The sequence below is a fragment of the Acidimicrobiales bacterium genome (assembly GCA_035540975.1).
Taxonomy (GTDB): Bacteria; Actinomycetota; Acidimicrobiia; order Acidimicrobiales.
In genome coordinates, this window is the sequence record DATLFN010000146.1 from 53,496 (window position 1) to 65,461 (window position 11,966).

Genomic DNA, 11,966 nt, shown 5'->3' on the forward strand with positions numbered 1-11,966 from the left:
GCGGTGGCGAGGCGTGACAGTGGGGCGCAGGGCGGTGGTCGGCAGGTGGTGCCGCCTCGTCCTCGAGCCCGGCGCCCGGCTGAGCATCGGCGACGGGTGCGAGGTCGACGACGGGACGACCCTGGCCGTGTACGGCGGCGCCACCCTCGACCTCGGGAGCTCGTGCTTCCTCGGCCACCACTGCACGATCGCGAGCCGACGCTCGGTCAGCATCGGCCGGGGGACGTTCCTGGCCGAGCTCGTCTCGGTACGCGACCACGATCACGACCCCGCTTTCCCACCCTCGGCCGGGGCCACCAGGGTGGCGCCGGTGACGATCGGGCCGGACGTGTGGCTGGCTTCCAAGGTCACGGTCCTGAAGGGGTCCACCATCGGCGGGCGGGCCGTCATCGGCGCCCACGCCCTGGTTCGGGGCGAGGTCCCCGCCGGGGCCGTCGCCGTCGGGGCGCCGGCCCGGGTGGTCCGCCACATCGGCGAGCAACCGGTGCCGGAGCGGGCAGGATGAGCCCCGTCGCGGGGACCCCCTTGAGAGCGCTGCTCGTCGTCTCCTCCTCCCGCCTGGCCGGCACCGAGCGCCACGTGGTGGAGCTGGCCGCCGGCCTTCGGTCGGCCGGAGTCGAGGCTGAGGTGGTGTGCGAGGCGGGCGGGGAGGGGCTCGACGACGTGCTCGCCGGGCGGGGCGTTCCCGTCCATCACCTCCGACTCACCGATTGGGCGGCGGCCCGGTCGGTGCTGCGCCTGGCCAGGCTCAGCCGCCGGTTCCACCTCCTCCACGCCCACCTCACCCATGCCACTGCCGCCTCGGTGGCGGCGGGCGCTCTGGCCCGCCGGCCCGTGGTCGAGACGTTCCACTTCCTCGACCTGGCCCACGAGGGCCGCGGCTCCTGCCGGCGCCTGGCCGGCCGGGCCCGCCGGTGCATCATCGACGCCGGAGTCACCCGTACGCTCGGCCCGTCCCGGGCCGTGCTGGCCAGGGTAGGGAGGAAGGGCGTCCTCGTGCCCCATGGTGCCCGCCCTTCCTCCGTCGCTCTCCGGGGCCCCGACGCCATCGGGCGGTTCGTGACCGTGGGTCGCCTGGCAGCCGACTCCCGGAGCCGGGGCCACGAGTTGGCGCTGCGGGGGTTCGCCACCGCCCTTCCGGGGCTTCCTCCGGGCGCCGAGCTGACCATCGTCGGGGAGGGCACCGAGCGGGTCCGGGTGGAGGCGCTCGCCCGCGACCTGGGCATGGGCGACCGCGTCCGCTTCACCGGCCGGGTGGCCGACGTGACGCCAGAGCTGGGCCGGGCTGGGGCCTACCTGGCTCCGGCCACGGAGGCGTTCGGGATGGCCGCTCTCGAGGCCATGGCGTCCGGCCTGCCCGTCGTGGCCGTGGCCCGCGGCGGCCTGCTCGACCTGGTCGATCACGAGCGCACCGGCCTGCTGGTCGAGCCGGTGCCGGATGCCGTCGCAGCCGCGCTGGTCCGGCTGGCCGGCGACCCGGAAGCCACCCTGGCCATGGGTGAGGCCGCCCGCCGGCGAGCGGAGGAGGAATTCTCCGTCGAGCGCATGGTGCGCCTGACCATGGAGGCCTACGGGGCGGCACTCGGCCATGCCGACCCTTCCCTGTCCGAGCCTTTGGGGGCCGCCTGATGTCGGTGAGCTCTCACAAGCCTTCGCCCGCACCCCGCGACGTGCGACCGGCGCCTGCGTCGCCGAGGCCGGCGATCGTGGCGAGCAACTTCTACCCGCACATGGGCGGCGTGGAGGAGGCCGTCCGGCAGCTGGCGCTGCGTCAGCGCGCCTCAGGTGCCAGCCCTCTCGTGGTGACGATGCGGTGGCCCAAGAGCCTGCCGCCGACCGACCTGGTGGACGGCATAGAGGTCCGCCGGCACTTGTTCCGGGGGGCCGAGCGGCCCCCGAAGCAGTTCCTGGGAGCGGTGCTGACCCGCGGCGCCATCGCCCGCCGGGTCACCGCCGACATCCGATCCCACGATGCGTCGGTCGTGCATGTCCAGTGCGTGGGTATCAACGGCTGGTACGCACTCCGCGCCGCCCGCCGTCTCGCACTTCCCCTCGTGGTCACCCTTCAGGGCGAGCTCACCATGGACGCCTCCAGGGTGTACGAGTGGTCCCGGGTGCTCCCCGGACTGCTGCGTGAGCTGCTGCGCGACGCCGACGCGGTCACCGCCTGCTCCGCCGCCACGCTGGCCGAAGCACAGGAGTGGTCGGGCATCGACCTGGGCGGGCGGGGAAGCGTGGTCTACAACGGCGTGTCGCTCGACGACTTCGACGTGCATCCCGCGGGGTCGCCCACCGGTCGTCCCTACGTCTTCGCGATTGGCCGCCTGGTCCCGCAGAAGGGCTTCGATGTCCTGGTGCGGGCCTTCGCGTCCGCCGTCCGTGACGGGTTCCCGTATGACCTCGTCCTGGCCGGGGACGGTTCGGAGCGAGCGAGCCTCCAGGCGCTGGTCAGCGATCTTGGCGTGCGGAAGAGGGTTGCCTTCCTCGGCGCGACCAGCCGAGAGGACGTCCCCGCGCTCTTCACGGGGTCAGAGTTCTTCGTGCTGCCGTCGCTCCACGAGCCCATGGGCATCGTAAACCTCGAAGCGATGGCTGCTCGGCGGGCGGTGGTGGCGACACGGGTCGGCGGCGTCCCCGAACTGGTCGGCGACGGCGAGAACGGGCTCCTGGTGCCACCGGGTGACACCGCCCAGTTGTCCGCCGCGCTGGTAACGCTCGCCGGTGACCGGGACCTTGCGCGGAGGCTCGGGGAAGCCGGGCGGGCGCGAGCCGAGCGGGTCGACTGGTCGGACATAGCCCTGGAGTACGACGAGGTCTACCGGCGGGCGGCGGATCACCTTCGGGAACGGTCGCTCGCGCGGCGCTGGCGCCGGTGATGACCGTCCCGACTGTTTCTATCCCTTCGGTCGTTCGCGACGCCATCAGGCTCCTGCCCGGCACGATCCGCCGCAGGCTGGCCTTTGCCGTCGCGCTGTCCGTCGTGTTGGCGGTCGTCGAGGCGGCGGCGATCGGTGGTCTCTTCAGCGTCATAGCCGTGCTCGTCGACGATCGAGCACAGCAACCGAGTTGGAGCGGCCTGGTCTCCGCGTCGAACCGGGACCAGTTCACGGTCAGAGCGGCGTCGGCTGTGTTCTTCCTCCTCCTTCTGAGAAGCGGGCTCGGCTTCCTCGCCGCGAAGATGCAGGCGCGCCTGCATGCGGAGAGTGATGCATGGCTGTCCACGCGGGTTTTCGAGCGTGCCCTCCGTTACCCGTACGCCGCGCACCTCCGGCGCAGCTCGGCAGAACTCATCTCCGTCCTCGGCTGGTGCACGGCCGACGTGTCTGCCAATGTCGTCGGCGCTGCGGCACTGGCTTCGGTCGACATACTCATGCTGGTCGCTCTCGCCTCTACGCTGACCCTCCTGCAGCCGCTCGTTGCGCTCGCCATGATCGTGTACTTCGGGCTCGTCGCCGGCGTGCTCCTCATGGGGCTGGCCCCGGCTGTCCGCCGGGCCGCCGACGACGAGCAGGAAGCGAACATCTTCACCACTCGGGCGATGATGGAGGGATTGCACGGGGTGAAGGCTTTCCAGGTGGCCGTCGCCACCGACGTCGTCTCCGGCGAGCACGCCCGCCACCGGGCCCAGCTCGCATCGGCGCGCCAACGGAAGGTCTTTCTTGCCGCGACGAGCCGTCAGATCCTCGAGACGTCGGTGACGCTTGGGATCGGCCTCCTCGCCGCCGGGCTCTTCACCCTCCAGCGCAGCGGGGAGGCGATCGCCACCCTCGGCCTCGTCGTCGCCATCGCCTTTCGCTCGCTCCCGTCGCTGAGCCGGCTCCTGAGCACCCTTAACGGCGTCCGCTCGGCCTCGGTAAGTTTGCGGAAGATCCAGGACGAGCTCCACCAGCCCACCACGCACGAAGACGGCGTGAGCCAGGCACCGTTGGCCTTCGAGCGGCAAATCGAGTTCTGCTCCGTGTCCTTCAGCTATGGCGCCGCCGATGTCCCGGCACTGGACGCCGTGACCGTGCGGGTGCTGTTTGGGTCGTCCCTCGGCATCGTGGGGAGTTCAGGCGCAGGCAAGACGACCCTGGTCGACCTCCTGCTCGGACTGCTCGAGCCGACTGACGGCACGATCGAGGTGGACGGGGTCGCCCTCGATCGGGCGAACATGCTCGCCTGGCGCCGGATCATCGGCTATGTCCCCCAGGACGTCTTCATGCTCGACGGCTCGATTCGCGACAACGTTGTCTTCGGCGGGCGTGGCCTCGCCGTCGACGACGACGAGGTGTGGAGCGCGTTGGAGCAGGCTCAGCTCGCCACCTTCGTGCGCTCACTGCCGGCAGGCCTCGACACCATGATCGGCGAGAGGGGCGCCCGCATGTCAGGAGGCCAACGGCAGCGCATCGGCATCGCCCGGGCGCTCTACCGGCGCCCGTCGTTGCTCGTCCTCGACGAGGCGACCTCATCCCTCGACCTCGTGACGGAGGCCGCCATCGCCGAGACACTCGAGTCCCTCGACCGATCCATCACCAAGGTGATCATCGCTCATCGCCTCACGACGGTGCGCGGCTGCGATCAGATCCTGTTCCTGGAACACGGCAAGGTCGCCGGAATGGGATCGTTCGATCACCTCGTTGCCAACGTTCCGGACTTCACGCGCCTAGCGAGTTTCAGCGGCGTCTCGCATGTTGATCAGCGGCGGCTCGTTTGACGTCGCTGGTTGGCCACTGAACCCGTGGAAAGACAATTGCCACCGAAGATCCTCGATCCAGATGCAAGCGCCGGAGTTGACACGCATCTCCGGGTGGCGCAACTCATCGACCCGCCCGGTGACCACTATGTAATCGACGCGGGCGCCGGCCACGGCTCCTTTACTGATCGCCTGGTGATCGGCGGCTATCGGGCCGTAGCGGCCGAGTTCAAGCTCGGAAATTTCTGGTGCGACCGGGCTCCACACGTGATCTGCGACCTAGACGTGTGCCTGCCATTCGCATCGGGAACAGCCGATGGCGTCGTCGCCATCGAGATAATCGAGCACATGGAGCGCCCGTTGCTGCTCGTCCGCGAAGCAGCCCGGTGCCTTCGCAACCAGGGATGGTTGGTCGTGACCACGCCCAACATTCTGCATGTGGCTTCCCGGCTGAGCTACCTTGCGCGCGGGTACCCCAAGGGATTTTCGGAGAACGACTACAGGTCTAACGGCCACATCAGTCCCGTCAGCCTCACTGAACTGCGCAGAATCGGCGAGCGGGCTGGGCTGGCCATCGAGGCCGTGACCTACAACGTCGGACGTCTTCCGGTGCCCAAGATCTACGGCCGGGTGCTCCTACGCTCCTCCCGGTTCCGAACGGGTGCACTAGGTGAGAGCCTCATAGTGCTGTTCCGCAAGATCGGTGATCCGATTACCAACGTCTACCGCGGCTGATGAAAGTCTGTATCGTCCCCTACGGGGACACGTGGACCCATCAGGGCGGCCACAAGACCCAGCAATTGCGAACGGCGGCGGCGTTGCGGCGGACCGGCGTCCACGTGGTGATCGGCGGTGCCGGCCTGGCGACCACACAACCATTCGATGTCGTGCACTTCTTCGGTGACCCCACCGAGTTGACTCGCCTGGGACGTCCCCGCGGGCGCCTGGTGGTGAGCCCGGTCTACTTTCCGGCGACGGTCCGGCTCGGGCCGGTCAGGCGCAGGGTGGGCAGGGGCGCATCAATCGTGAACCGTCTTTACCATGGGCTGAGCCGGGTCCGCCACCCAAAGCTACGGGCTAGCCAATGGGAGCGGTTTCGCGACTCGCTACGGGCGATCGCCACGGCCGACCTCCTCGTGGTCAACAGCGTCGCCGAAGGGCGCCTTCTCTCCGACGACCTCGGCCGCTACACCCCCGGAACCCCCGTCCCGCCGGTGGCGGTCGTCCACAGCGGCGTCGAACCGGTTTTCTTCGGTGGGTCGGCCGAGAGGGGGCGCGCCCTGGTCGGCCATGGGGCCTTCGTGCTCTGTGTCGGGCGCCCCGAGCCCATAAAGAACCAGCTGGCTCTCAGCCACGCCATGCGGGGCGTACCCCGCCGCCTGGTCCTCGTCGGGGAGGTATTACCCGGCAACGGGGCGTTTCTGGACGCCTGCCGGCACGCGCTGCCGTCATTGGTCCACATACCGAACCTGTCGCCGGGGCAGCTGGCCGACGTCTACGCCGCGGCGGACGTCCACGTGCTGGCGTCCCACTACGAGACGACGGGGCTCAGCACGGCTGAGGCGCTCGCTGCGGGCACGCCGGTCGTGATCGGCAGGGGGCCGTGCGTGGAGGAGTACTTCGCAGACTGCGCCCGAGTGGTGGACCCCGACAGCCCGAAGGAGATCCGAGCCGCGATCCTGGCGGCCATCGACGCGCCAATGGGTTGCGAAAGCGAGACCGCGAAACGCTATTCCTGGGACCGGACGGCCCAGGAGCTGCTGGTGGCCTACGGTGGCTGACCCTGTCTCCCCGTCCCCGACGAGGGTGTGACACCGGCGATGGCCGCATCTGCGGCCTACGGGCACACGTCGACGTTCCCCCGATTCGGCAACGCTGCGAAGCGGTGTCGACGCGACCCGGCTCGGGCAGAGCCGAGCCGGTGGGTCCGATGAGCCCCAGCGTCCACTGGGCGTCGCTGGCCACCTCGAGCCCGATGGGCCAGCAGCACTACGAGAGCAAGATCCAAGAGGCGATGCGCCGGTTGGCGTCGGATGGATGGCACTTCGCCGGCACCACGGTCGCCTCGCTCCGCGCCGAGATGAATGTTGACGTACGCCTCCCGATGCGGCTTGTCAGTCGGGCTCCGGCGGGGGTGGCCGCCTTGGCTGGGCGGGCCCTGTACCCACGGGCGGATCTGATGCACCGCTTCGACCTGCGGGTACCGCCGGGGCGTCTACCCGAGGTCGTCACCGTGCACGACCTGCCGCCGGCCAGGTTCGCCGACGAGGGTTCCCTCCCGCGGTTCGCAATCCGGAGCGCCCGCCGGGCGGCGGGGGTGATCTGCCCGTCGCGGTTCGCCGAGGAGGAGATCCGCCAGCTCTGCGGTGTCGAGCGGATATGGGTGATCCCCTACGGGCTGAGCGAGGAATTCCGTCGTCCGTCACCGCTGGCGGAGGCAGAGCTGGCCGGGCTCGGCGTCACCGGACGCTACGTCGTCCACGCCGCGGGTGCGACCACACGCAAGAACCTCGCCGCGCTCGCCGACGCATGGCGGATGCTCGCGTCACGACATCCGGATGTGATGCTGGTTCTCTGCGGGCCGCCCGACCGTCGCCGTACAGATCTGTTTTCGGCGCTGCCTCGGGTCGCCATGCCCGGCAGGCTTCCGCCCCTTACCGTTGCAGGTCTCATGGCTGGCGCCGCGGCAGTGGCGGTGCCCAGCACCTACGAGGGCTTCGGCCTACCGGCCCTGGAGGGGATGGCCGCCGGCGCTCCGGTCGTGGCGGCCAGGGCCGGGGCACTGCCCGAGGTGTGCGGGGAGGCGGCCCGCCTCGTCGAGCCGACCGGCGAAGGCCTGGCCGAGGGACTCGACGACGTACTCTCGGACCCCGACGAGGCAGACCGGCTGGCGGCACCGGGACGCGAGCGAGCCATGGCCTTCGACTGGGCCACGGCCGCGAGAGCCCACCTGCAGGTGTATCAGGAGATCTTGGGATCGTGAGGACCAGACACGACGAAGTCGCTATTTCGCCGTTCCATACCCTCGCGTCGGCGCCCGAGCGGTGCCCGCCGAGGGGGCACCCATGCTGCGCTCGAGCGATCGTTGTACCGCTGGGCCGGTCCAGGTACGCCCGGTCGCGCCTGCCCCGGCCCCCATGGTCTCGTGTCGGAGCGGTGGCAACGTTCTCGCTCGCCCTGCATGGTGCCGAGGCTGACTCATGAGGCGACGAGCCCGGCTGATGGCGCTCGGACGCCGAGCGCTGAGGGCGCGCGGCATCGAGGTCGTGGCGGCCGAGCGGGCGTCCCTGTTGCCGCTGCACCTGTCCCGGCTATTCGCTCAGGAGAAGATCGACCACGTCCTCGACGTCGGCGCCCAGATCGGTCGTTACGCGGTGTCGCTCCGCGACATGGGCTACAGGGGTGAGATCTGGTCGTTTGAGCCGGTCAGCATCAGCCACGAGGTATTGGCGGAGAAGGCTGCCTCCGACCCGCTCTGGCGGGTGTTCAACCTGGCGCTCGGAGCCGAGGCTGGAGAGGCCTCCATCAACGTCGCCATGGGTTCGGACTTCAGCTCGTTCCTCTCGCCGACCGAGATGGCACTGTCCGCCCCTCATCTGCGAGCGGTAGCCCGGGCGAGAACCGAGAACGTGCGAGTGGCCACCCTGGACGAGATCTTCGAGCGGGAGCCTGCCCTGCGAGACCGTCGCATCCATCTGAAGCTGGACACGCAGGGCTTCGACCTCGAAGTGCTGGAGGGCGCGGCGACGCTGATGCCCTTCGTGCGGTCGATGCAGACGGAGGTGTCCCTGCAGCCGGTCTACGAGGGCATGCCGGATTTCACCGAGTCGCTCGCCGTAGTGGCCAGCCTCGGATTCGCCGTGTCAGGTTTCTTTCCTGTTGCGGTCAATCCTGACCTGTCGGTGATCGAACTCGACTGCGTGGCCGTACGCCGCCGATGACCGGACCGCTGGCGCTGTCGACAGCAGGTGGGACGAGCGGACTGGGCTTCGCCAGGCACGCGGCGCAGGCACGGTAGTTCGGGTGACCCCGATGGAACCCGTCGTCGCGGCGGTCATACCCGCGTACAACCCCGGTCCCTTCCTCGCTGAAGCGCTCCGTTCCGTGGTTGCGCAGGACTACCAGGCCTGGGAATGCGTGGTCGTCGATGACGGTTCCTCCGAGGACCTCTCGTGGGTGGACCGGGAGGACCCGCGGATCTGCCGCCTTTCCCGACCCAACCGGGGCCCGGCCGCGGCGAGGAACGCCGGAGTCGCGGCCACCGCTGGCAGGTATGTCGCCTTCCTCGATGCAGATGACGCCTGGAGGGAGGACAAGCTGGCTCGTCAGGTGGCGGTGTTGGAGGCGGAGCCCAGTTCCGTGCTGTGCCATACCGGCGCCGAGCTCATCGACAGCCGTAGCGGTGTCATCGGCCGCTGGCCGTACGCACGCAGGATCGATGGCTACGCCGACCTCTTCCTCGGGAACGGGGTCGCGGTCTCCAGCGCGATGGTGCGCCGAGCCAGCCTGATCGAGGCGGGTGGGTGGAACGTGTTCCAGCGGACGGCCGAGGACCTCGACCTCTGGCTTCGCCTGAGCATGCTCGGAGGCTTCGCCTACGACGACAACCCACTCGCCCGGTATCGTCGGCACGGCGGCAACGTGTCGGGGAATGCTGTCCTCATGGCGGCCGGGGTCGACTCCGTCCTGCGCCAGCACGAGGAGCTCGCCCGTCGGCGTGGCGACAAGGTGCTGGAAAGATCGGTTCGAGCGGCGCGCCGGGCGGCCCAACTGGGCTGGGGCGCGTCCGCATTCGACCAGGCGCGTGGGGCCCTCGGCGACCATGAAGCGGGCCTGTTCGTGCGCCGATGGAGCGAGGCGCTCCGGCTCAACCCCCGCTACACGCTGCGTGCGACAGGACGCTACCTCCTGCGTCGAGGTCGCCACTCAGATCCTCGCGTTTCAATTCGACCATGAGGATCCACGAATCGGGATGTAGCAGCCTGTCTTGAATGACGAGGTTCACACAACTCAAAGCGGCCGTGATGGCCAAAGAAGGATGCGGTTACCGGCAACGAGGCAGCTGCACCTGGGGGTAAGAGATAAGCGGCTATCGACCTGCACAAGAAGACGCTGACCGCTAGTGTTCGACTGACGCGGGAAGGTGGCCACCGAGACGTTCAAGGGGTCCTCCCTCGGCACCCGGTCGTTGAGGACTGGGTGACTGAGAGGCTCCGGCCAGATTGAAAGAGCCCGCTTCCTTGGCTGGCACATCGCGCTGTCTTGAACGAGCGGGCCCACGGCGGATGTCCAACCCGCACGGCCGACCATTCACGGCGCCGGCGACAGGCAGAGATCGACGCCCACTCGGTGCGCACCGCTCGAGAGGCCCAAATCGATCCGCATCTGCCACGGAGGCCCATTAACGCGCGGGGCGACACCGGATCGGACGGGGGTCTTTTTCAGGTCCTGGTGGGACCGCGTCAAGGCGCTCTTGGTCAACCATAACCAGGTCAAGCACGCCCGCTCGGGTGCTGGTTCTGGCAGGCTAGGACGGTGGACCTCGAGAAAGTGCTCCGAGCCAAGCTGCCCCCGCCGGCCTACGCTGGGGCGCGGATGGCGTACAGGTGGCGACGGAGTGCTGTACGCGCTCGCCGACAACACCGGCTCGACCTGGCGGCGAGCCGCGCCGTCGCGGAGGCTGCCGTATGGAGGGTGCAGCGCGGCCCGTTCAAGGGGCTTCGCTACGTCGAGGCATATGGTGATCTTGGCGCGAAGATTCTTGGTTCCTACGAGCAGGAGCTTCACCCGACAATCGAGCAGTTGATCGCGGTTGGGTACGACAACATCGTCAACGTAGGTGCAGCCGAGGGTTATTACGCCGTCGGGCTCGCCTGGCGGGTACCCGCAGCCAATGTCATCGCCTACGAGATCAGTGAGAAGGGACGGGTTCTCTGCGCCGAGCTGGCTTTGCTGAACGGGGTGACGGTGGAGGTCCGCGGGGAGTTCACCCTCGCTGAGCTCAAGCTCATACCGGCTGGTCGGACGCTGGTCATCATGGACATCGAGGGCGGAGAACTTGCGTTACTCGACCCGGACCTCGAGCCGCGGCTGCTCGACGCCGACCATCTCGTGGAACTGCACGACTTCATCGATCCGACGATCAAGCCGACGCTTCTGCGCCGCTTCGGCGCTACGCACGATTGCCGCATCCAGCGCACAGCAGATCGTTGCGCGAATGACTATGCCGAACTGACTGTCTCGACTAGGCGGGTTTTGAACGAGCACCGTCCAGGCCCCATGGAGTGGGCCATGATGAGCCGCCACTCGTACGATCGATCCGGCCGAAACCAGAGGGGCCCAGCCGGGACCTGAAGATTGTGACTGCAGCTGTCTGACAGACACGGCCTCGGGCGCCCACGCACTTCCTCTGGTATCCGCCCGCTCACGCCCCCGTGCGCTGGAGGACGACGGGGACGGTACAAGCGAGCAGGACCAGGTCCCCGCCGAACGACCGGTTTTCGACGTAGTCGAGGTCCAGCGACACGTAGTCCTCGAACGAGGAGCTGTGGCGGCCGGACACCTGCCAGGGGCCGGTGATGCCCGGCTTGGCCGACAGGCGCCCGGCGGTGCGCGCGTCGTAGGTGGCCACCTCCGACGGCAGGGCCGGACGGGGCCCGACCAGGCTCATGTCACCCGCCACCACGTTGAGCAACTGGGGCAGCTCGTCCAGGCTGAGTTTGCGCAGCCAGCGCCCGACTCCGGTCACCCGGGGGTCGTTCTCGAGCTTGAACAGCGGCCCGTCAGCCTCGTTGGCCGGCTGCAGCAGGTCCCGTAGGGCGTCGGCGCCCACGACCATGGAACGGAACTTGAGGATCACGAACACCCGCCCGTCGAGGCCGACCCTGCGCTGCCGGTAGAGAACCGCGCCAGGACTGTCGATGCAGACGAACAGAGCGATGAGGAGCAGGAGCGGTACGGCAGCGACGAGGACGACGGTGGCGACGACCACGTCGAAGACGCGCTTGGCCGCCAGGCCCAGCCGCCGGTCGCCTCCAATTGCCCGGGAGCGGTTGGTGTGGTCCCCGAGCCGACTGCCGCGGGGCATGCCACGCCGCTCGGCGGAGCGCGGGGCAAGAGGCAGAGCGGCGGGGGGCATGACCTACGCATCGGAGGCTGCCTAAATCAACTTGAACAACAGCGGCACACTTCTCGATCCGAGCATGACAGCAGAGACGGGCGAAGCCTGCATACGACTCAAGAGCGGCGAGGTACGCACCGATAAACACCTCTGCGCCCCGTTCAGGCGGCC

The 11,966-nt window shown here is 68.9% G+C and carries 11 protein-coding genes; 10 read left to right on the forward strand and 1 reads right to left on the reverse strand.

All coding sequences use genetic code 11. The annotated features are described in order from the left end of the window. Positions 1-13 precede the first annotated feature (13 nt). From VM242_14770 to VM242_14815, 10 genes are all read left to right on the forward strand, one after another. A complete protein-coding gene (locus tag VM242_14770) occupies positions 14-505 on the forward strand; it encodes an acyltransferase (GenBank protein ID HVM06427.1) in 492 nt (163 codons plus the stop codon). Continuing rightward, positions 502-1,629, forward strand: a complete 1,128-nt coding sequence (locus tag VM242_14775) for a glycosyltransferase family 4 protein (protein ID HVM06428.1) — start codon at positions 502-504, stop codon at positions 1,627-1,629. Before VM242_14770 ends, VM242_14775 begins: the two co-directional genes overlap by 4 nt. Before the next feature lie 77 nt (positions 1,630-1,706). Continuing rightward, positions 1,707-2,876, forward strand: a complete 1,170-nt coding sequence (locus VM242_14780; protein HVM06429.1) for a glycosyltransferase family 4 protein — start codon at positions 1,707-1,709, stop codon at positions 2,874-2,876. Then, the gene (locus tag VM242_14785; GenBank protein HVM06430.1) at positions 2,876-4,696 is read left to right on the forward strand and encodes an ABC transporter ATP-binding protein; all 1,821 of its coding nucleotides are present in this window, start codon (positions 2,876-2,878) and stop codon (positions 4,694-4,696) included. The genes VM242_14780 and VM242_14785 overlap by 1 nt, the downstream gene beginning before the upstream one ends. Positions 4,697-4,720: 24 nt before the next feature. Beyond that, complete coding sequence (locus VM242_14790; GenBank protein HVM06431.1) at positions 4,721-5,410, forward strand: class I SAM-dependent methyltransferase; 690 nt, start codon at positions 4,721-4,723, stop codon at positions 5,408-5,410. 104 nt (positions 5,411-5,514) lie between these two features. Then, the gene (locus VM242_14795) at positions 5,515-6,456 is read left to right on the forward strand and encodes a glycosyltransferase (GenBank protein ID HVM06432.1); all 942 of its coding nucleotides are present in this window, start codon (positions 5,515-5,517) and stop codon (positions 6,454-6,456) included. A 149-nt stretch (positions 6,457-6,605) separates the two neighbouring features. Beyond that, positions 6,606-7,658 carry a glycosyltransferase family 1 protein gene (locus VM242_14800; protein HVM06433.1) on the forward strand — a complete coding sequence of 351 codons (1,053 nt, stop codon included), beginning with the start codon at positions 6,606-6,608 and terminating at the stop codon, positions 7,656-7,658. A gap of 238 nt (positions 7,659-7,896) precedes the next feature. After that, a complete protein-coding gene (locus VM242_14805; protein ID HVM06434.1) occupies positions 7,897-8,616 on the forward strand; it encodes an FkbM family methyltransferase in 720 nt (239 codons plus the stop codon). A 91-nt stretch (positions 8,617-8,707) separates the two neighbouring features. Beyond that, positions 8,708-9,631, forward strand: a complete 924-nt coding sequence (locus VM242_14810; protein ID HVM06435.1) for a glycosyltransferase — start codon at positions 8,708-8,710, stop codon at positions 9,629-9,631. Positions 9,632-10,210: 579 nt separating this feature from the next. After that, positions 10,211-11,029 carry a hypothetical protein gene (locus tag VM242_14815; protein ID HVM06436.1) on the forward strand — a complete coding sequence of 273 codons (819 nt, stop codon included), beginning with the start codon at positions 10,211-10,213 and terminating at the stop codon, positions 11,027-11,029. A 70-nt stretch (positions 11,030-11,099) separates the two neighbouring features. On the opposite strand, the gene VM242_14820 is transcribed toward VM242_14815, so the two are convergent. Then, positions 11,100-11,762: a sugar transferase gene (locus VM242_14820; GenBank protein ID HVM06437.1), complete on the reverse strand. Its 663-nt coding sequence runs from the start codon at positions 11,760-11,762 to the stop codon at positions 11,100-11,102. Positions 11,763-11,966: the final 204 nt, after the last annotated feature.

Excerpts from the sequence above, each read along its gene's own strand:
- VM242_14775 (HVM06428.1), top strand. The coding sequence starts at position 502 with ATGAGCCCCGTCGCGGGGACCCCCTTGAGAGCGCTGCTCGTCGTCTCC.
- VM242_14785 (HVM06430.1), top strand. The coding sequence starts at position 2,876 with ATGACCGTCCCGACTGTTTCTATCCCTTCGGTCGTTCGCGACGCCATC.
- VM242_14800 (HVM06433.1), top strand. The coding sequence starts at position 6,606 with ATGAGCCCCAGCGTCCACTGGGCGTCGCTGGCCACCTCGAGCCCGATG.
- VM242_14805 (HVM06434.1), top strand. The coding sequence starts at position 7,897 with ATGGCGCTCGGACGCCGAGCGCTGAGGGCGCGCGGCATCGAGGTCGTG.
- VM242_14810 (HVM06435.1), top strand. The coding sequence starts at position 8,708 with ATGGAACCCGTCGTCGCGGCGGTCATACCCGCGTACAACCCCGGTCCC.
- VM242_14820 (HVM06437.1), bottom strand. The coding sequence starts at position 11,762 with ATGCCCCGCGGCAGTCGGCTCGGGGACCACACCAACCGCTCCCGGGCA.